General features: G+C 37.7%; 17 protein-coding genes and 1 riboswitch. Of the genes, 12 read left to right on the plus strand and 5 right to left on the minus strand.

Annotated elements, in window-relative coordinates:
* Nucleotides 1-281: 281 nt before the first annotated feature.
* From Q1A47_RS14660 to Q1A47_RS14675, 4 genes are all read right to left on the minus strand, one after another.
* Nucleotides 282-725 (minus strand): threonine/serine exporter family protein, encoded by a 444-nt coding sequence (locus Q1A47_RS14660; protein ID WP_026681756.1) that lies wholly within the window; start codon nt 723-725, stop codon nt 282-284.
* Nucleotides 726-743: 18 nt separating this feature from the next.
* On the minus strand, nt 744-1,490 hold the full coding sequence (locus Q1A47_RS14665; protein WP_026681755.1) for a threonine/serine exporter family protein: 747 nt from the start codon (nt 1,488-1,490) through the stop codon (nt 744-746).
* A gap of 76 nt (nt 1,491-1,566) precedes the next feature.
* Nucleotides 1,567-2,268: a chitin disaccharide deacetylase gene (chbG, locus tag Q1A47_RS14670; protein ID WP_121603937.1), complete on the minus strand. Its 702-nt coding sequence runs from the start codon at nt 2,266-2,268 to the stop codon at nt 1,567-1,569.
* Nucleotides 2,269-2,299: 31 nt separating this feature from the next.
* Nucleotides 2,300-3,031: a GntR family transcriptional regulator gene (locus Q1A47_RS14675; RefSeq protein ID WP_166530682.1), complete on the minus strand. Its 732-nt coding sequence runs from the start codon at nt 3,029-3,031 to the stop codon at nt 2,300-2,302.
* Between the two features lie 496 nt (nt 3,032-3,527).
* Here Q1A47_RS14675 and Q1A47_RS14680 point away from each other — a divergent pair, with 496 nt between their 5' ends.
* From Q1A47_RS14680 to hprK, 7 genes are all read left to right on the plus strand, one after another.
* Nucleotides 3,528-4,844, plus strand: a complete 1,317-nt coding sequence (locus tag Q1A47_RS14680; RefSeq protein ID WP_026681752.1) for a 6-phospho-beta-glucosidase — start codon at nt 3,528-3,530, stop codon at nt 4,842-4,844.
* A 1-nt stretch (nt 4,845) separates the two neighbouring features.
* Entirely contained in the window at nt 4,846-6,117 is a 1,272-nt protein-coding gene (locus tag Q1A47_RS14685; RefSeq protein WP_166530681.1) for a PTS sugar transporter subunit IIC, read from the plus strand.
* Nucleotides 6,118-6,121: 4 nt separating this feature from the next.
* The gene (locus Q1A47_RS14690; protein ID WP_166530680.1) at nt 6,122-6,451 is read left to right on the plus strand and encodes a PTS lactose/cellobiose transporter subunit IIA; all 330 of its coding nucleotides are present in this window, start codon (nt 6,122-6,124) and stop codon (nt 6,449-6,451) included.
* A 4-nt stretch (nt 6,452-6,455) separates the two neighbouring features.
* The gene (locus Q1A47_RS14695) at nt 6,456-6,758 is read left to right on the plus strand and encodes a PTS sugar transporter subunit IIB (protein WP_121603933.1); all 303 of its coding nucleotides are present in this window, start codon (nt 6,456-6,458) and stop codon (nt 6,756-6,758) included.
* A 295-nt stretch (nt 6,759-7,053) separates the two neighbouring features.
* A riboswitch (TPP riboswitch) is annotated at nt 7,054-7,161 on the plus strand.
* Between the two features lie 151 nt (nt 7,162-7,312).
* A complete protein-coding gene (locus Q1A47_RS14700) occupies nt 7,313-8,134 on the plus strand; it encodes a lipoate--protein ligase family protein (protein WP_166530679.1) in 822 nt (273 codons plus the stop codon).
* Nucleotides 8,127-9,071 (plus strand): lipoyl synthase, encoded by a 945-nt coding sequence (lipA, locus tag Q1A47_RS14705; protein ID WP_026681747.1) that lies wholly within the window; start codon nt 8,127-8,129, stop codon nt 9,069-9,071. Before Q1A47_RS14700 ends, lipA begins: the two co-directional genes overlap by 8 nt.
* A gap of 105 nt (nt 9,072-9,176) precedes the next feature.
* Nucleotides 9,177-10,103, plus strand: coding sequence for an HPr(Ser) kinase/phosphatase (gene hprK / locus Q1A47_RS14710; protein WP_166530678.1), 927 nt, complete (start codon nt 9,177-9,179; stop codon nt 10,101-10,103).
* A gap of 590 nt (nt 10,104-10,693) precedes the next feature.
* Here hprK and Q1A47_RS14715 read toward each other — a convergent pair.
* Nucleotides 10,694-11,098: a hypothetical protein gene (locus tag Q1A47_RS14715; RefSeq protein WP_026681745.1), complete on the minus strand. Its 405-nt coding sequence runs from the start codon at nt 11,096-11,098 to the stop codon at nt 10,694-10,696.
* A gap of 180 nt (nt 11,099-11,278) precedes the next feature.
* On the opposite strand from Q1A47_RS14715, the gene Q1A47_RS14720 reads away from it, so the two are divergent.
* From Q1A47_RS14720 to Q1A47_RS14740, 5 genes are all read left to right on the plus strand, one after another.
* Nucleotides 11,279-12,364 carry a glycosyltransferase family 4 protein gene (locus Q1A47_RS14720; RefSeq protein ID WP_026681744.1) on the plus strand — a complete coding sequence of 362 codons (1,086 nt, stop codon included), beginning with the start codon at nt 11,279-11,281 and terminating at the stop codon, nt 12,362-12,364.
* Between the two features lie 100 nt (nt 12,365-12,464).
* Nucleotides 12,465-13,871, plus strand: a complete 1,407-nt coding sequence (gene gndA / locus Q1A47_RS14725) for an NADP-dependent phosphogluconate dehydrogenase (protein WP_166530677.1) — start codon at nt 12,465-12,467, stop codon at nt 13,869-13,871.
* 242 nt (nt 13,872-14,113) lie between these two features.
* Nucleotides 14,114-14,332, plus strand: coding sequence for a hypothetical protein (locus tag Q1A47_RS14730; protein WP_299632414.1), 219 nt, complete (start codon nt 14,114-14,116; stop codon nt 14,330-14,332).
* 367 nt (nt 14,333-14,699) lie between these two features.
* Nucleotides 14,700-18,470, plus strand: a complete 3,771-nt coding sequence (locus Q1A47_RS14735) for a S8 family serine peptidase (RefSeq protein ID WP_246484811.1) — start codon at nt 14,700-14,702, stop codon at nt 18,468-18,470.
* A 429-nt stretch (nt 18,471-18,899) separates the two neighbouring features.
* Nucleotides 18,900-20,333 (plus strand): PLP-dependent aminotransferase family protein, encoded by a 1,434-nt coding sequence (locus tag Q1A47_RS14740; RefSeq protein WP_166530676.1) that lies wholly within the window; start codon nt 18,900-18,902, stop codon nt 20,331-20,333.
* Nucleotides 20,334-20,598 lie beyond the last annotated feature (265 nt).

Genomic DNA, 20,598 nt, shown 5'->3' on the forward strand with positions numbered 1-20,598 from the left:
GATTGGTTCTACTATCAATCCGAAACCCACGGATTGAAGTTTCACTTTATCCCGCATATAACTGGCAGTAAGCCCCCCGACTCCAGGCGATAAACTGAAATAAATATGGATAAGTATGGGAACAACTGCCAGTAAATGTCCGATTGGTTCAAAGGCCTTTAGGCCATACCCCCTGTGGTACTAACCATAAGTGGGGGATAAAACAGCCCCTCAACTGATTGAAGCTTCACTTATAAATCATTAACTTCCACTATCATATAAGTTAGAAATTAGAAAATCAACTATTCGAGACGGAACCAGCCCCAGGCTTTCTTAAAAATTTGATTAGCGACTTCAGAGAACATCAAGCCGATGGCAATAGCCCCGGCTAACAGCATCACTTTTGCTGAAAGTTGAACAGCGCTAAAATAATCATTTTCAACAAATTTTCGCATGGCATCATAAGCAATGCCTCCAGGCACGAGAGGGATTATTCCGGACACATTAAAAATAATTATTGGTGTCTTATATAATCTTGCACATAGATGACTTAATACAGCAACAAGCATGGAACCAAAGATAGTAGCAGGAACGGTATCCATTCCTTGATCAACCAAGATATAATAGACAATCCAGCCGAACATGCCGGCAAGTCCACACTGGATTAAAGCTTGTCTGGGGGCATTAAAAAGAATACCAAATCCACTAGCAGCGATGAAGCTTGTCATTAGTTGAGCAAAGAGCAAGTTTATCTCCTCCTAATCCTACATAAAGGCAAATACGACAGCAACACCAGCACCGATTGCAAAGGCTGTTAATATTGCTTCAACGCCTTTTGAAACACCGGCTACTAAATGACCTGCCATCAAATCACGTACTGCATTTGTTATGTGTAACCCAGGTACAAGAGGCATTACGGCCCCGATAATAATCTTATCCATTTGCATGCCGAAATTCAGCTCGATAGCTATAAGTGCGAGAATGGCAATGATAAAAGAAGCTAGAAATTCGGCAATAAATCTTATCTCCACTAGCTTTTCAAACCAGATCATGACAGCAAAGCCTCCTCCACCAGCAATAAAAGAAGGGATAAAATCACCCCATAATCCACCAAACATGATGGTGAAGCTACCGCTAACTAATGCAGCTGCTAGAATTTGCATCCAATATGGAAATGATTCACTGGCATGCTGAACGCCCTTTAGCAATAATAAAGCCTCTTTTACCTCAATAGATTGTTCGGCTATTTGTCGCGAAATACTGTTTACTTCAGTAATTTTATGGAGATCAGTTGAACGATTGGAGATTCTACGGAAATAGGTCGCTTCTCCTTCAGTAGAAAAATGAATACCTGTTGGTGTCGCATAGCTTTCCGCATTTTCTAATCCATAGGCAATTGCGATTCGATTCATTGTATCTTCCACTCGATAGGTTTCTGCACCACTCTCCAACATGATTTTTCCAGCAAGAATGCAGACTTTAGCTACAGAAGTAGGGTCATTGTTATTCATAGGGTTCCCCCTTTCATAAGCATGTTACTAATATGTAATGATAGGAACGATTCGTCCAGAAGATAGGATGTTCGGCTTATTCTATTTTTTCCACCCAATCTGGCGCTTGTAAGGAGCATAATATCTTTAATTCTTCCTGTCTTTTATCTAAATAAGAACTTATATTTAATAAGTCGTTGTCGACCATCGCTGGATGCGTCATAATTTCAATACTTGATGCTTCAAGTGATTGGATTTGTGAGAATAAATCAGGGGTTATTCCTTCTCCATAGAAGTCTAACCAGATTTGTTCTGTTAATAATATATCTTTCTCATCTTTTAAGGAGTCAGTAACACGAACAGGGACCTGATAATCCTTTGCTAACTTCATGATTAAAGGTTTAAGTGGCTCCCAACCATGTACATGATGATGACTATCAATATGATGTAAAGGAAGACCCGTATTCAAAAAAGCTTCTATTTGGGAGCGCCATTCTAACTCCAATTCCTGTAAATTGGGCGGATTCATTTGTCGAAAACGACTACTAAATCTAAACGTACCATCCTCGTTTACAAGATCAGATATCTTGGAGCTTAATGGTTTCCCCCAAGTTAATACCAGATGGATTCCTACTTTTAAAGTTGGATGTGCTTTCGCTTGTTCTACTGCATAGTCTACAGCCAGCCCATTCATCATTAACGTTGTAGAATCAACTACCCCCTGCAAATGGGACTGTATAATGCCATCTGTTACTCCTTTTGTTAGACCATAATCATCCGCATTAAATAAAACCTTCATAAATATTTTCCCCCTCCATATTATTAAACTTTTATTCAGCTTCAAATGGGTAGTTACGTTCAATGACAAAATTTGTTTTATCTCCTCTAAAGTAAGAGCGAGAATATTCTACCTTCTCCCCTTTTTCATTTTCTGCAACGGTTTCAATATAAAAGCATGGTGAACCAGGTTCACAGTTTAAATGTGAAGAGGAGCGCTCATCAGCAAGTGCGATTTCTACATGTTCCGTTGTTTTTGCTATGTGGACGCTGAAATCCTCTTTTAAAGCTCCATAAAGCGAGGTCTCGGCTTGTTCCTTTGTAATTCCTGGTGCAACATTCCACGGAATGTAGGCGATCTCATATTGAGTCGGCTCAGTATTCGCTTTACGAACCCGCTCCACCCTTTGAATGGGGTCATTTAACGTAACATCTAACGATTGTTCTAGATATTCATTTGCCGGTACAACTTGAATACTAATCAACGTGATTTCTGCTTTTTTCCCTTGAATGGCAATCTGGTCGCTATATCGTTTTACGGTTTGGGATAATGTCTGTTTTACTTTCTGATCGGCGACAAAAGTTCCTCTACCTTGATGACGCTCTAAGTAACCCTCAACAGTTAATTGATTGAGAGCAGTTCGAATAGTTGTTCTACTCACGCCAAAACCCTTACATAATTCTAGCTCTGTAGGTATCTTTTCTCCTCTCTTATATTTATTAGCTTTAATTCGATTCAGTAGTTCCTCTTTTATATAGGCATGTAATGATTGGTTCTTTTCCATTCGTGCACTCCCTTATCTATTTGATCTTTTTATCATGTTCATGGGTTAAAAGGAAATTTTCAATTCGTTAAAATTACGTGAAACTAAAATTATCTGGTTATATGTTGTAAAAAGCAAAAGACCTTTTTGCAGGATAATACATGAAGTACCCGGTTAGGTAATGTAGATGGTTGTCGATAGCCCGATAGTAATTGTATTGTCTACATGTATGCGTTATTAAAAATTCTTTTACTTGTAAATTTATTTAATTAAAGTGTACAAGATTACACATTTAATGACAATATTTTATAAATGTAATGACAATATAAAACAATTTTTTATTAATGTATGGACAATAAATAATTTGTATGATACATTTTTAGTGGAGAAACGGAATAGGTATAAGTAACCAATAGTTAAGGAAGAAGTTTAGAGTTTTTTGGATCATTCCAGAAGACGCTTAATTTTTCATTATAATTAAAAGCGTTTTCAAAATTCATCAAAGGAGTTTATACAAATGACAGTAAAACTTGTAGTAGTTGGTGGTGGATCGAGTTATACACCTGAGATTATTGAAGGGATAATTCGTCGCCATGATTCATTCCCTGTTACAGATATTGTTCTAGTTGATATTGAAGCTGGGAAGGAAAAACTCGAGATTATCGGTAATCTGGCACAACGCATGATAGAAAAATCCAATAAACCTATTAATCTATCGTGGACATTAGATCGTAGAGAAGCGCTTAAACAAGCTGACTTTGTTTCAACACAGATAAGAGTAGGAGGTTTAGCTGCTCGTTCAAAGGATGAACGAATCCCATTAAGTCACGGATTTATTGGTCAGGAAACAAATGGGGCTGGAGGAATATTTAAGGCCTTTCGTACCATACCAGTATTATTGGATTTGGCAAAAGATGTTCATGAAATTTGTCCCAATGCGTGGATTATAAACTTTACAAATCCTGCTGGAATCGTTACAGAAGCATTATTGAAACATTCACCACATAAGAAGGTTATTGGTGTTTGTAATATTCCATACAATATGCGCCATTCAACAGCAGAAATATTGGATGCCGATCCAAATGACGTATTAATTGAATTTATTGGGATGAACCATTTTGTTTTCGGTAAGAAGGTATATGTCAATGGAATAGATCGTACCAAAGAAGTTTTGGAGAAGTTAAGCGGCGATTTAGATTACTCACCTGCAAACATTGTTAATTTAGGCTGGTCGAAGACATTCATTGAAGCAACTGGACTTCTTCCTAATCCATATCATCAGTATTATTTCCAAACGAAAGAGGTTTTGGAAAAAGATGTGAAAGCATTTAAGGAAAATGGTACTAGGGCTGAGGTTGTGCAAAATTTGGAAACATCTTTATTTAACATCTATAGTAATCCATCATTATATGAAAAACCTAAGGAACTAGAAGAACGTGGTGGTGCTTTTTACAGTGACGTCGCTTGCAGTTTGATGGACTCTATATATAACAACAAACAGGATGTTCAGACTGTAAATACGATTAATAATGGGGCTATTCCAGATCTGCCTGAAGATGCAGTTATTGAAGTAAACTGCATGATTACAAATAATGGTCCAAAACCGATTTCTGTAGGTGCATTGCCACATACAGTGAAAGGCCATATTTATCAAATGAAGGCATTTGAAGAGTTAGTGATTCGGGCAAGTATATCTGGAGATTACAACGATGCATATACAGCAATGGTTATGAATCCACTTCTTGCAAACGAAAAAGGTAGTAAGGTTGTGCTTGATGAGTTATTAGAAGCACATAAATCATATTTACCACAATTTAAATCAAGGGGGAATTAGAATGAATAAGTTCATTGAAATTGCTGGTCGTATTGGATCACAACGTCATCTAGTAGCAGTGCGTGATGGATTCGTTGCGATTATGCCTTTAATTATTGTTGGTTCATTAGCAATCCTGATTAATAACTTTCCGCCATTTGGAAGTTTCAATTTCGTAGAATGGATGAATGGTATTTTTGGAGACGGTAATTGGCAGGCAGTTGGGGGAAGTATTTGGAATGGAACCTTTGCTGTATTGGGACTTTTAGTTTCGTTTTCTATCGCTTATAATTTAGCTAAGTCCTATGATGTTGATGGCTTATCAGCAGGTCTAATATCTGCTGGGGGCTTCATTATGCTCGTCCCATGGACTGAGGATGGTGGCTTGAATGCAGCATGGTTGGGGACACAAGGGTTATTCGTCGGAATTATTCTTGCATTAGTATTAACGGAATTATTCAGAATCTTAATAAAATCAAAAATGACAATTAAAATGCCAGAAGGTGTTCCTGAAGGAGTAACTCGTTCTTTTAAAGCTTTAATTCCTGCAGTAATTATACTCATCATTCTTGGTTTCTTCCAAGCATTGATGAATGTATTTGCAGAGCAAAGCGTGTTTGAGGTTATTTTTAATGTAATTCAAGAACCATTACAGGGGTTAGGAAATACGCTGCCTGCAGCAATGGTTGTCTCATTCCTTAATCATTTACTATGGTTCTTTGGTTTACATGGTACGAATATTATTGGATCCGTTATTGAACCATTATATTTACCATTAATTGAACAAAATTTAGATCTATTTAAGGGTGGAATGTCCGCATTTGAAGTACCAAATATTGTAACAAAGCCATTCCTTGACTCATTCGTGTTCATGGGGGGATCTGGTACCACAATTGCCTTATTAATTGCTATCTTTATTGTCATCCGTAGAGAAAAGAATCACCCTTATCGTCAAGTGGCAAAGTTATCTGCACCAGCAGGGTTATTTAACATTAACGAGCCAGTAATATTTGGTTTGCCAATTGTTTTGAATCCTGCAATGTTAATTCCTTTTATTTTGATACCGGTTACGTTAACTGTTACGTCATATATAGCATTGGCGACTGGACTAGTTCCAAGAACAGTAGCGATCTTGCCGTGGACAACGCCACCAATATTAAGCGGTTACTTAGTAACTGGAGGAAGCTGGCGTGGAATTGCCTTACAGGTATTTAATTTAACGCTTGCTGTACTTATGTATATACCGTTTATAATGGCAGGAGTTAGAACACTAAGACAACGAAAAGAGGGTTAATACAATGGAAACAACAGAAGATGTTCAAATGTTATCTTTCCAAATTATTTTACATGCTGGAAATGCAAGGTCACATGCGATGGAAGCAATTTCTCATGCAAAGGCATACCAGTTCAACGAGGCACGTCAAAAGATTGAAGCGGCTGATAAAGAATTTAATGACGCACACCATATGCAAACAAAACTGTTACAGGAAGAAGCAGATGGAAAACAAACGAATTTATCCGTAATATTGATCCATGCGCAGGATCATTTAATGACGGCTATGACAGTGAAAGACTTAGCGGTTGAAATGATAGACATGTATGAGAAAATACAAACATTGGAGGGATAATAAAATGAAAATTATACTAGTTTGTTCAGCGGGGATGTCAACGTCTATGCTTGTTAAAAAAATGAAGCAGGCAGCTGAGGAGCGGAATCTAGATGCAGAAATAAATGCAGTTGCTGAATCACAGTTAAAAAATGAATTAGATAATCTAGACGTTGTATTAATTGGTCCACAGGTTCGCTATTTAGAAAAGAAAATCAAAGAACAGGTTGAACCACATGGCATTGCCGTCGATGTAATCGATCAAATGGCATACGGCATGATACAAGGTGATAAAGTTTTAGATCAGGCAGTAGAGCTTGCAAAATAATTTCATACATGAAAGGAATAGCTGCCTGTTTTCTGAAGCGATGGATTACAGCGCAGCTATTTTTTTATCGTCTAGGAAATAGTGAAATTTGCCAATGTGGAAAATAGGCGCGTTTTGGACCGCGTACAGCCCCAGCCCCCAGAACTAGGCGACATTCATGTTGTTTGGTCGTATAGCATTTTAAAGGGATTTATTAGTCTGCTAAAGATGAGCTATCAGAGTTTTCTTATTTAGACCTTTACAATTTATACCAATCTTGTTAAGCTGTTTTTGTTAGAAAATTTAATAGGAAATGTTACAGCACTAGGGGAGCTATTTGGAATAGCTGAGAAAGACGTATTCGTTTTGACCCTCTGTACCCGAACAGGATAATGCCTGCGTGGGAAAGTGTGGTCACCAAGGCTACATAAATGTTGACTGCATTCACAAGGAATGCAGTTTTTAATTTAATGTATAGCAAATCGTTCTCTGTTTTGCAGGTAGTCAGTCTAGTTTTGATCTCGATAGCTCTTTCTATGTGCTGGAAGTCGATTTCTTATTGGGAGGCGATTTTCATGCATGAACAATGGGGATTTTTAGAAAATGTACCACATGATGCTTCCATTAATATGGCATTAGATGAAGCCTTGCTTCATTGGCATTATGAAGGGAAAATACCGCCGACATTACGGTTTTATCGATGGATGAAACCGACACTTTCGATTGGTCATTTTCAAAAAGTAGATGGAAAAATTGACTTAGAAGGTGTACAAAAACATCAATGTCAGTTTGTACGCAGAATGACAGGTGGAAGTGCGGTATTGCATGATGATGAATTAACATACAGTATTGTTATTTCTGAGGATCATCCTATGATAGCTTCTTCGATTCGCCAAGCTTATTATGATTTGTCGAAAGGAATTCTAAAAGGTTATCAAAACTTAGGAATAGAAGCAACCTACGCTGAATCATTTTCCAAGGAGAGAAGTAGTATTTGCTTCGAGCGGCCTGCTTTTTATGAAATGGTTGCAGATGGTAAAAAACTCTCAGGAAATGCACAAACTAGAAAAAAAGGGGTACTGCTTCAGCATGGATCGATACCGATAACCATGAACATTGATTTGCTGTTCGATCTATTTTTATTTCCTTCAGACAAATTGAAAGAAAGAAAAAAACAAGGCTTTTGGAAAAAAGCAACAACAATTAATCAGTTAACAAATCAAGCGCATTCGTACGAAACAATTAAACCTGCTTTTATGGAGGGGTTCTCGAAAGGACTAAACATTAAGCTAGAGCCTTTTTCATTAACGAAAAATCAATGGGATGAAGTATATAAACTTGCTGAAACAAACTATTCTGATGAGAACACGAGAAAAGGAGCGGTCACCCATGCCTAAAGATCAGACGTATATTCGAAAGCCTGAATGGTTAAAAACAAAGTTAAATACGAATAAATCATACAGAGGACTAAAAAAACTAATGCGTGATAATCGCTTAAACACTGTATGTGAAGAGGCACGTTGCCCGAATATTCATGAATGCTGGAGTGAAAGAAAAACAGCTACCTTTATGATTCTTGGAGATACATGTACACGAGGATGCCGTTTTTGTGCTGTAAAGACTGGACTGCCAAATGAACTGGATTGGGGAGAGCCAGAAAGAGTTGCGGATTCTGTTGTTGTAATGGGGCTTAGACATGTTGTTGTAACAGCAGTTGCTCGCGATGACTTAAACGATGGTGGTGCTGCCGTTTTTGCTGAAACTGTTCGAGCAGTACGAAGAAAAAATCCTGGCTGTACTATCGAAATTCTACCTTCTGATATGAAGGGTGACTATGATAGTCTGCATACACTTATGGATAGTGCTCCAGATATTTTTAACCATAATATTGAAACGGTAAGGAGATTAACAAAACGTGTACGTGCTAGAGCGATGTATGACCGTTCCTTGCAGCTACTTCAACGGGTAAAAGAAATTGCTCCAAACACACCAACAAAATCTAGTATTATGGTAGGTTTAGGAGAAGAAAAAGAGGAGATTATTCAAGCGATGGATGATCTGTTAGCACATCAGGTAGACATTGTAACAATTGGTCAATACTTACAACCAACTAAAAAACATTTAAATGTAGAGCGTTATTATCATCCTGATGAGTTTAAAGAGCTGAAGGAAATAGCTATTAATAAAGGCTTCAGGCATTGTGAGGCAGGTCCATTAGTTCGTTCTTCCTATCATGCAGATGAGCAAGTAACACAAGCTTCTGCACAGCGTCGAATTAATTATATGAAGGGCTATGAAAAACAGGAAAATAAGGAAGTCGACTTCACTTTTTAACTTCATCATGATACGTTATCATGAAACTTCTTGTATCTGTTTTTCGTAATAAGAATAGTCAAGAGATTCAGACCTATGAAGTGAATAGAAATGGAGCGTATACAGATGAATGCTGTAACAATAAAGCAACTAGCAAAGCAATTTAGTTTGGAAGTATTGGCAGGAAAAGACCAATTGAACCGAACGATAACAAAAGCTAGAACGCATCGGCCTGGATTGGAGTTTATTGGATACTTTGATTTCTTTCCGATGGAACACGTTCAAGTATTGGGAAGAAAAGAAATTACCTACTTACATCAATTATCACATGAGGAGCGGCAGCTACGTATCGGTAACATCGTAAACTATCATCCACCTTGTTTTATTGTTACATCAAATCAAGAGGGATTAACGTATTTGACTAGATTTTGCAAGCAAGAAGGTATTCCATTATTACGTACGAAGGAAGCGACATCTACATTTATGGATAAATATGATGCTTATATGGTAAAGGCATTAGCTCCTGAGACTGCTGTTCACGGTGTATGTGTTAATATTTTTGGACTTGGTATATTGATTCGTGGTAAATCTGGAATTGGTAAAAGCGAGATTGCCCATGCCTTAATTGGTCGAGGACATCGGCTTGTAGCAGATGATATGGTTGTCTTAAAAAAATTAGGACCAGAAACATTACTCGGTACACATAATGGTACAAATAAGGAATTTCTTGCACTACGAAGCATTGGGCTCTTAAATGTGGTAAGACTGTATGGTAGAAAGGCATTTCAAGAGGAAACTCGTATTGCTCTTGATATTGAGCTGGCAGCGTGGCAAAAGAATGAGTTAAATAATGAATTAGAAGTAGCTACGGAAACTAGTGATTATATGGGGGTAACAATTCCTCGTATTGAAATACAGCTACAGCCTGGTCGTGATGTTGTCGGCTTAATTGAAGCGGCAGCAAATAATTGGTATTTACAGCAGCAAGGATATAGTGCTGCGGAAGAATTTATTCAACGTTTAGATTCTGATCGGACAGAAACAGAAGAGTAAAAATAGATAGAAGTCCTTCTATCATAGAAGGATCAAGAGACTGAGACAAAAGAATGAAGAAACAATCAAAAAACGAACGATAATTGGTTGAAATTAATTATTGTTCGTTTTTTGATCAAAATTATTAATTCAGCACCTGAAATAAGCGAGACTCCAGCGGGAACAGTACGCGTCCGCAGATCCACTTGGTAAGGTGTTTTTCTTTACCAAGTTAGCTAAGGCCGGCCTGCGGAAAGCGCGTATATTTTCACGGTGCGGCGATGATACTCCTATTGATAACATGATTATTCGTATTTTGAGTAAAGAAGGTGTGCTTATTCCAGAAAACCATTACACGTCATGTGTGGGAAGTAGCGATAGAACAGGTTCAAAGGAACTGGATTTATAATCAAAGTAAGTGGATGTATCCGAATGAGAAAAGAGAAGTGGAACGTAGCTACGCAGATTCAGAAGAACTGCATGGGCTGCGTTATTGTCGTTTCCTCGGAAAGCGAGTGGTATTCCGTTCGCCTACGAAAAAAGTCTTGTAGAAAACACAAAAGGTTCTCTACAAGCTAAACCTCCTACCATATCAAGGAGGTTTTTATACGTTATGGAACCATTAAAAATAAAGAAATAACAGAAATAAGTGGGATGGCCATTGTTAACATTAGGCTGATCATCGAAAAGTTGTTTACAGCCGATTTGGAATTTTCCTCCACATCTACTTTTCTCTGCATAAAAATAAAGAAAGCAGCAAATAACATGAAAAACACAATAATTATTCCAGGGACATATAAAGTAGAAACATCAGAAACAGGGGCTAGCTTTGAAAAGCCGTATATAATGAGAATAATTGGAATGGCTTCGCTTATAGCTACACCTAACATCATATTTGTTTGTACTTTACCTTGCTGTCTAGGATCCTTTTTAAGCTTTTCAACGTTTATTTTAAATAGAATTAAAATGGGAAATACAGCGAATGCTGCTGCAGCGACAAAAACATAGGGAATCACTGTCTCATCCTCCTTACCTCTAGTAAAAATGCTAAAACCAGCTTACCATGTACTATGAAGTTCCACAATAAGATTTGCTAAAAACTGCTATTATTCGATATAATTTAAGCTGGTCTTATCTGAATTGAAAATAATTATAATCCAGCTAGGAAAGTCATCTAGGATACTTAGGAGAATTCTATGTTTAATTACTTGGATTTATGGATTGCGTTTTTAATAGCACTCTTAACTGCTTTTTTACTTACATATCCAGTGAAAAAATTTGCTATGTTTATTGGAGCTGTCGACTTACCGAATCATCGTAAAATACATACGAAGGTGACACCTCGTTTAGGTGGACTTGCTATATTTTTAGGAACGATAGCTGGGATGATTTATTTACATCCTATGCATCCACATTTACCAGAAATTGCTGCAGGTGCTGTTGTAATCATTCTTACAGGTGCTTTAGATGATCGGTTCAGCATTCGACCAGTTGTAAAGCTGACGGGCCAGCTAATTGCTGCTACATTTCTCGTATCTGCTGGGCTGATTATAGAAAGACTGACATTGCCATTTTTCGGTACTGTGGAGTTAGGTTTTATTAGCGTTTTTGTCACTGTAGTCTGGGTGGTAGGTATTACAAATGCAATCAATTTAATTGATGGCTTAGATGGGCTGGCAACGGGAGTTACGACAATCGCATTGATCAGCATATTTATTATGGCATTAATTGATGCGCAAGTTCTTGTAGCTTACATATGTGTAGTGTTGATAGGCAGTAATCTTGGCTTTCTTTATCATAATTTCTATCCAGCAAAGATTTATATGGGAGATACGGGATCTAATTTTCTTGGATATATGATTGCCGTAGTGTCGATGCTTGGTTTATTTAAAAATATTGCTCTATTCAGCTTTATTATTCCAATTATCGTTCTAGCAGTGCCGATTTTTGATACGTTATTTGCTATTGTTCGAAGAGCATATAATAAAGAGAATATAATGATGGCAGATAATAAGCATATACATTATCAACTGCTACACGCAGGCTATAGCCATCGCAAAACAGTGCTAATAATTTACGCATTTAGTGCCTTGTTTGGTGCAATGGCAATTTTATTTTCCAATGCGAGTATTACCACAGCCTTTGTTATTACTTTTTTTGTACTTATTCTCCTGCATGTATTTGCAGAAATGGCGGGTATTGTAATGGGGGGAAAGCGCCCAATGCTTGACTTATTACAGAGGCTATTCAAGAAGAGAAAAGTAGATAAAGATAATACGTAAATCATAAGCTTTTGTTATTTAAGCAAAGTTTACTATAATGGGATAGAATAAAGATAGAAATTCTTTACTGACATATAGATTAGAAAGGAATGGCATATATATGCAAAAACAGCAAATTGGTGTAATTGGGTTAGCGGTTATGGGAAAAAATCTTGCGCTAAATATTGAAAGCCGTGGGTACTCTGTTGCCGTATACAATCGCTCTGTAGATAAAACAGAAGCATTTTTAGAAGATGAAGCAACAGGAAAAAATTTCATAGGTGCGAAGACAATAGAGGAATTTGTGAATTCCCTTGAAAAGCCAAGAAAAATCTTGCTAATGGTAAAAGCAGGACCTGCTACAGACGCAACTATCGAATCATTGAAGCCTTATTTAGAAAAAGGTGACATTTTAATTGATGGTGGAAATACACTGTATGAAGATACGATTCGCAGAAATAAGGCACTTGAAGAAACAGGTATTCATTTTATTGGAACAGGCGTATCTGGTGGCGAAGAAGGTGCGCTAAAAGGTCCATCTATTATGCCTGGTGGACAAAAGGAAGCCTATGAGCTTGTGGCACCAATTTTTGAGGCGATTTCTGCTAAGGTAGACGGAGCAGCTTGTACGACATACATTGGTCCAGATGGTGCCGGGCACTATGTGAAAATGGTTCATAATGGTATTGAATATGGTGATATGCAACTAATTTCCGAGGCTTATTACATATTGAAGCATGTACTAGGGCTTAATGCAGATGAGCTTCATGAGGTTTTCTCTGAATGGAATAAAGGTGAATTGGACAGTTATCTAATTGAGATTACAGCTGATATTTTTACAAAGAAAGATGAAGATACCGGCCAACCACTAGTTGATGTTATTCTCGACACTGCTGGACAAAAAGGAACTGGTAAATGGACAAGTAAGAATGCATTGGATTTAGGTGTTCCACTTCCATTGATTACCGAGTCAGTGTTTGCTCGCTTTATTTCAGCAATGAAAGATGAACGTGTAAAAGCAAGTAAACAATTGCAAGGTCCTGATGTACCATTTGCAGGTGATAAACAAGCACTAATTGAAGCTGTTCGAAAAGCACTATATATGAGTAAAATCTGCTCTTATGCACAAGGGTTTGCTCAAATGCGTGCCCAATCCGACGAAAATGATTGGGGTTTACGCTATGGTGATATCGCCATGATATGGAGAGGTGGTTGCATCATTCGTGCGCACTTCTTGCAAAAAATTAAAGAAGCTTATGATCGTGAACCACAACTAGCTAATTTAATGCTCGATCCTTATTTTAAAGAAATTGTCGAAGGCTACCAAGGAGCTTTACGAGAAGTCGTAGCTACAGCTGTTAAGCATGGTATTGCTGTACCAGCATTTTCAAGTGCAATAGCTTATTATGATAGCTATCGTTCTGCAGATTTACCAGCTAATCTCTTACAGGCACAACGAGATTACTTTGGTGCTCACACCTATCAGAGAAAAGATAAAGAGGGCGTCTTCCATACGAATTGGCTATAAATAGATTACCCATTACGGGAATTATAAAGGATGATCAGCTGTCCATCAAACATGACTAATTATCAGAAAGTCTCTATATCCTGTGGACGATGCTTAGCTTGTTTGAGAACAAAAGTCATTCAGCTTTTCCGAAAAATCAATATGCCACACGGAAACATCATTGATAATTTCTCCCACGGCATAAAAGTAAATAAGAAACAATAAAAAGAACTAAAATGATGTACGGCACCCCAAAAGTTAGAGTGAAATCTATCTTTTGGGGTGTTTCTTTATGGCTTATATATAGTGATCCATATAAATTAATGGTAGTAAGAGCATATCAAAAGGGTTATTTAGAATATGACATGTTGGCTAAGAAGTATGGAATAACAAGGAGTTCCCCATTTAAACGGCAAAAGAAGGGTGCATTTTTTCTCCGTGCAATGTACGGCTACCCAATCTTTCCTGCGGGAACAGCATGAGCCAGAAGCTTCATTTAGTAATGTTTTTTTCTTTACCAAGTTAGCTTGATAAGTGCCAACGTGAAGCGAGCCTATTTCAGGTTACGTCGTGGATTTCCTACTATATTAATAATACCGTACAAGTCTATCTACCATTTGAATGTAGAAAAAGTAATAGAAACATGACAAAATATTGGAGGTTTATGTTGTTTTTCGTCGAATTACCAAGAATTTCTATAACTTTAACACTAGGACTTTTGATACTGGCTTAATATTCGGAAATTTACTATGATTGTTAATATCTGAATATTAAGTCTTAGTTTATTCAGAGGAAGGAGGCTAGAGTCACGATTCTAGTAAACTACCAAATTAATAAGGGGGAGAATGTATGAAGGGGAAACCAATGCTAAAAAGGTCTTTTATCATCTTATTTGTGCTATTACTCGCATTCAGTAACTTTTCCACAGCTAGTGCAATGGGCCAATTATCTGGACAAACCAAGAAAAAAGCTGATTTAACATCAGAGAAATTGACAGAAACAGAAAATCCAGATAAAGAAGTACGTGTTATCGTTGAAGTGAAAGATAAGCCAGCTATTGAAGTGGCTACAAAAAAAGGCATAAAATTTAATAGTCTTGCAGAAAGTGAGAAAAAGAAACTGGAGATAGATGCCAAAGCAAAGCAAAAAACGATTAAATCAGAAATGAAGCAACAAAAAGTGGAAGCAAAATACTTACAAGAATTTACAACTGTCGTTAATGGCTTTAGTGCAGAGGTAAAACAGGGCGACCTCAAAAAAATAAAGGACATACCAAATGTAAAGAAGGTGCACGTAGTTAATGAGTATGAACGCCCAATTGCTAAGCCTGAAATGAAATACAGTAAAGAATTAGTAGAAGCCCAACAGGCTTGGAGGGATTATGGCTATAAAGGAGAAGGAATGGTTGTCGGTATCATTGATACGGGCATCGATTCTACTCATCAAGATATGGTTTTATCAGATGCAGACACGGCTGCATTAACCGAAGAGGCAGTCAATGAAACCATTGATGAGGAAGGGTTACCTGGGAATTTTTATACCGATAAGGTTCCTTATGGCTATAACTATATGGATGAAAATGATGAAATTCGTGAGATACATGCAGAAGCAAATTATCACGGTATGCACGTTGCTGGTACAGTAGGTGCCAATGGTGATGAAGAAAATGGTGGGGTGCTAGGAATTGCACCAGAAGCTCAGTTGTTAGCCTTAAAAGTATTCGGAAATGACCCAGAAATGCAATATACGTATGGTGATGTTTATGTGAAGGCGATTGATGATGCCATTAAATTAGGGGTAGACGCATTAAATATGAGCCTTGGGTCTACAGCAGGTTATGTTGATCCAGACTCACCAGAACAGCAAGCAGTTGCTCGTGCGGTAGATAATGGCGTATTAATGTCAATTTCTGCTGGGAACTCTGCTTTATTTGCCGATGGATATTTTTACCCGTATGCATCTAATCCTGATTATGGTTTAGTAGGATCACCTGGTGTTTCTTATGAATCTTTACAAGTTGCTTCCTATGAAAACACGTTTATGGAAGTAGACCAATTAGGTTATACCATTGATGGAGAAGCAGGCTCTGCAGCATTTTTGTCAGCTGGTCAGACAAGCCCGCCTGAGGATGGATCATCGTTTGAACTAGTTGATGCAGGACTAGGATATCCGGAAGACTTTGAAGGAAAAGATCTCTCAGGTAAATATGCACTCATTCAACGTGGAGAGCTTGCATTTACCGAAAAAGCATTAAATGCGCAAGAAGCAGGGGCTACTGGTGTTATTATTTATAATAATACAGACGGTGTTGTGAATATGGCTTCAGAGGCATCCATTACGATTCCACAATTATTTATGTTGAAAAGTGATGGGGATCAACTTGCAGAAGCATTAGCAAATGGACAAGCTGTTTCAGTAGAATTCTCAGGAGAAACAACGACGATAGATAATCCAGATGCTGGGAAAATGAGTGCTTTTTCTTCCTGGGGTCTTACGCCGAATCTCGATTTTAAACCGGAAATTACAGCACCAGGTGGACAAATTTATTCTACATTAAATGATAATGAGTACGGATTAATGAGCGGAACTTCCATGGCTGCTCCTCATGTATCTGGTGGAAGTGCATTAGTTCTGCAACGTGTGGATGAGGAATTTGGTTATGAGCAAGCAGATCGTGTTAATCTCGCAAAAAATTTAATGATGAATACATCTGATCAAGTATATTTTGAAGAAGAACCTGTATCACCACGTCGACAAGGTTCAGGATTAATGCAACTCCATGCAGCATTATCAACACCAGTAGTTGTAACAGAAGCAGAAACCAATGAAGCTAAAGTTGCTTTAAAAGAAATTTCTGGTGATCAAGTATCATTTGAACTTACTGCACAAAACTTCAGTGATGAAGCGGTAACCTATGATGTTGAGTCAAATGTACAAACGGATACACCAGTTGATGGAGGTGGTGTGATTGTCACTGCACCAAATATGTTCCCATCAAATGATTTAGGTGACTTAGCGACAATTAATGGAGATCAAGACGCTACCATAGAAGTGCCAGCAAATGATTCAACAACCTTTACAGTAACTATTGATGTGAGTTCGGTAGATGATTCACTTGCAGAAATATTTACGAATGGATATTGGTTAGAAGGATTTGTTACGTTAACGGATCCAACAGATACGAACCCTGAATTAACTGTCCCATATGTAGGGTTCAAAGGTGAGTGGGATAATGCACCTATTTTTGATGAGCCTGTATGGGATGATGATTCCTTTTATGAAATGACTTCTGTCGTTACATCATTAGGTAAAGATGACTCAGGAGAAATGCAATATGGCTACCTTGGTGAAGATTTAGCTACAGGTGAAGTAGATCCTGAAAAGATTGCTTTCTCACCAAATGGTGATGGCGTGCAGGATGATGCATTAATGATGCTATCTTTCTTAAGGAACGCAAAAGATGCAAAATTCACGGTCTTAGATGAGGATGGCAAAAAAGTACGTACCATTAGATTAGAATCAGAATTAGTGAAAAACTATTATGATTCAGGTGCAGGTCCTTATTACTCTATTTCTGCTGATCGTGCATGGGATGGGAAAATAAAAGGAAAACCAGCTCCTGAGGGTAACTATTATCTACAAGCAGAGGGAGTCATTGATTATGAGGGTGCGGAATGGCAAACACTAAGACTTCCAGTAATATTAGATACTACTGCTCCAGAGGTAGAGGCATCTTATAGCTTTGATGAAGAGCTTCTCACCGTACATGCAGAAGATACGGAAGGTGGAAGTGGCGTAGCTTATTGGGATGTTCTTGTAAACGGAGAATCTGTATTGGAAGAACCATATGTAAATGGTGAAACAGAACATACGTTGACGGATGTAGATGAAGATGCAACGATTACAGTCGTAACGGCTGACTATGCAGGTAATGAAGTAGAAGCGGAAGCAGAAATGATAGAACCTGATAAAACGGTTCCTGATCTTCACTTATTAACTCCAGAAATGAATAGTGCTGATGCAGATAAAGAAGTCGTATTCTCTGGGTATGTTACGGATGAGTCTGGTGTAAAAGAAGTAACCATTGACGGGGAAAAAGCAGAGCTTGTTTACAACGAGGAAGAAGAACGTTACGATTTTTCAATGCCGGTATCTCATAAGAAAGATGGTTACTATTTTAAGCATATTAAGGCAGTAGATAATGTTGGAAATGAAACGGAAATAGGTAGAAGATACTTTGTTGATTCTTCGAAAGCAAAGTTAAAAATAAAAGGCAAAAAGAAAACGAAAGAAGATCATATTACATTAACTGCAAAAGTGAAAGATAATTTCGATGACATTAATTTATATGTTGATGGAGATCATGTTTATACACATGAACTATCTAAACCATACGGTAAGAAGAAATTTAATGAAGAGATTGAGGTAGAATTAGATTTAGAAGATGGAGAAAATGTCTTCGAGTTTAAAGTAGTTGATCTAGCAGGACATGAAACGGTTGAAACCTATACGGTAACTAAACGGACTGGAGATACAGATAGTGTGAAGGATAGCTTATTTGGACATCTCTTCGATAAACTGTGGTCCATATTCGGTAATTTTTGGGAAATCTTTGGTTAAACAATCACTAACTGATGCGTAAGGGAATGACAAACAATCGGGTTCTAATAATTCTAGAATCCGATTGTTTATTTTTATTCGTAAAAAGCCCCACTTCAAGTTTTCTTAAGAAATTAACCCACATATAACTGGCAGTAATGCTCCCCTAATGATTGAAGTTTCACTTTATAAAGTGTAAGTGACCCATCAAAGCTTGTGTGGTGAGCTGACTTGAAAACCACCTTTTACGCTCTTTCAAAGGTATAACAACTACCGTCGTTGAATTGAACCTATAGGAGAGCGTGGATCGATAGAAGCGTGGGGGCTTTAGAGAGGAATGAAGGGAAAAGGAACTAATGAAAGTTTGACATTGTATCGTGGTAGCGTATTCGAATCCAATAGTATCCTGTTATAATAGAAGAAAAGAATTTATGTAAAGGACGTTAAGCAATGAAATGGAAACCGGACCGCATGGCAAAAAAGCCTATTTATAAACAAATTGCTGATTATATTGAGAGTGGAATAGATGACGGAACGTTTCTGGCTGATAAGCCTTTGCCATCTGAGCGCACACTGGCAAACGATCTACAGGTAAATAGAAGTACGATAGTGGCGGCTTATGATGAATTGCAAGCAAACGGTTTGATAGAAAGAAAAAAAGGTAGCGGGACGACAATTAGTAGAGATATATGGGGAATGGAAAAGAAAAGGATTCCAAATTGGAACAGATATATAGAAGCCGGCTCCTTTCTACAAAACCTTCCTATAACACAACGACTTCGGGAGGAGATGACGGAAGAGGATATAATTAATTTAGCCAGTGGTGAGTTATCTGAAGGATTATTTCCAACAACTACGTTAAAGGAAATCGCTGGTTCAGGGGAATTTCCAGAAACGCTTGGGTATGATCATCCATTAGGTAATGAGAAATTAAGAGAGACAATTGCCGCACATGTGAAAGAATATAAAGCAATTAATACTAATCCTTCTTCTATTTTAATTACCTCAGGTGCACAGCAAGCATTGCATCTTGTTGTTCAATGTCTGTTAAAGGCAGGTGATACTGTGGCTATCGAGGACCCTTCATATAGTTACCATTTACCAGTTTTTCAAACAGCTGGAGTTAAAACATTACCGCTACCTGTTGGGAAGCATGGGATTAATCCAGATGATTTAGTTTCATTACTAAAGGTACACAAGATAAGAATGATTTTTTTAAATCCTATCTTTCAGAACCCTACAGGAACAATATTGAACTACAGCGGTCGGCAAAGAGTTATTGACATCTCTGCTAAATTTGGAATTCCAATTATTGAAGATGATCCTTACAGCTTAACGTCATTTAATGGGGAAAAAATGAGTACATTAAAATCAATGGATCTCAATGGGAATGTGCTTTACATTAGTTCCTTGTCTAAAATAGTTGCCTCTGGTTTACGAATTGGTTGGATTATTGGACCAAGAGCTGTTATTGAAAGATTGTCAGATGCTAAGCAACAGCTTGATTTTGGTCATAGTGCATTTTCTCAAAGGATCGCGGATAAATTCCTCCAGCCTGTTTATTTCAATCCTCATATGAAGCGCTTAAGGCGGCAATTAGCTAATAGGAGAGACCAGATCATATCCAGTTTGCAATTTCATATAGGTGATTATGTTACTTTTTATGCTCCTGAGGGGGGAATTCATTTGTGGTGTAGAATTCCTACCAAAATTAATGAGATGCACTTACTTGAAGAAGCGATTCGAAGAGGGGTTATTTATTTGCCAGGTAGCGCCTTGGGCACACGAAGTACGTATATTCGCTTTACATTTGCGAAAGAAGATGAAGCACGAATCGATCAAGGTATTAAACGATTTTCTGAAGCGCTAAAACATTTCTTATAGTATAGGAAATTATAAAATTTGAGCCTATGTATAATTATAGGGCGTGTTGAGTCGTGTCCAGCTCCAGCACCCAGAAGCGTAGCGACTTTACGTATCGCCCTGCGATAAGTCATCATGGGCTTGCAAGCGCACCGTGATTCCTTTATCTCCGTTGACTCGCTCCAGTCGCTACGTTTCTCATCGGGTGAAAGTTAAGAAAGTATAAAATCAGTGCAATGACTGTGTTAAGCCAAGTAGTTATTTTGAAATGTTTGATGTATATTGG

It is taken from the genome of uncultured Virgibacillus sp., from assembly GCF_947495635.1.
In the GTDB taxonomy this organism is placed as follows: Bacteria; Bacillota; Bacilli; order Bacillales; family Amphibacillaceae; genus Virgibacillus; species Virgibacillus salarius.

What these genes read in the sequence shown, in the direction of transcription:
- Q1A47_RS14665 (WP_026681755.1), bottom strand. Translation starts at nt 1,490, where the DNA reads ATGAATAACAATGACCCTACTTCTGTAGCTAAAGTCTGCATTCTTGCT.
- chbG (WP_121603937.1), bottom strand. Translation starts at nt 2,268, where the DNA reads ATGAAGGTTTTATTTAATGCGGATGATTATGGTCTAACAAAAGGAGTA.
- Q1A47_RS14675 (WP_166530682.1), bottom strand. Translation starts at nt 3,031, where the DNA reads ATGGAAAAGAACCAATCATTACATGCCTATATAAAAGAGGAACTACTG.
- Q1A47_RS14680 (WP_026681752.1), top strand. Translation starts at nt 3,528, where the DNA reads ATGACAGTAAAACTTGTAGTAGTTGGTGGTGGATCGAGTTATACACCT.
- Q1A47_RS14685 (WP_166530681.1), top strand. Translation starts at nt 4,846, where the DNA reads ATGAATAAGTTCATTGAAATTGCTGGTCGTATTGGATCACAACGTCAT.
- Q1A47_RS14690 (WP_166530680.1), top strand. Translation starts at nt 6,122, where the DNA reads ATGGAAACAACAGAAGATGTTCAAATGTTATCTTTCCAAATTATTTTA.
- Q1A47_RS14695 (WP_121603933.1), top strand. Translation starts at nt 6,456, where the DNA reads ATGAAAATTATACTAGTTTGTTCAGCGGGGATGTCAACGTCTATGCTT.
- Q1A47_RS14700 (WP_166530679.1), top strand. Translation starts at nt 7,313, where the DNA reads ATGCATGAACAATGGGGATTTTTAGAAAATGTACCACATGATGCTTCC.
- lipA (WP_026681747.1), top strand. Translation starts at nt 8,127, where the DNA reads ATGCCTAAAGATCAGACGTATATTCGAAAGCCTGAATGGTTAAAAACA.
- hprK (WP_166530678.1), top strand. Translation starts at nt 9,177, where the DNA reads ATGAATGCTGTAACAATAAAGCAACTAGCAAAGCAATTTAGTTTGGAA.
- Q1A47_RS14720 (WP_026681744.1), top strand. Translation starts at nt 11,279, where the DNA reads ATGTTTAATTACTTGGATTTATGGATTGCGTTTTTAATAGCACTCTTA.
- gndA (WP_166530677.1), top strand. Translation starts at nt 12,465, where the DNA reads ATGCAAAAACAGCAAATTGGTGTAATTGGGTTAGCGGTTATGGGAAAA.
- Q1A47_RS14735 (WP_246484811.1), top strand. Translation starts at nt 14,700, where the DNA reads ATGAAGGGGAAACCAATGCTAAAAAGGTCTTTTATCATCTTATTTGTG.
- Q1A47_RS14740 (WP_166530676.1), top strand. Translation starts at nt 18,900, where the DNA reads ATGAAATGGAAACCGGACCGCATGGCAAAAAAGCCTATTTATAAACAA.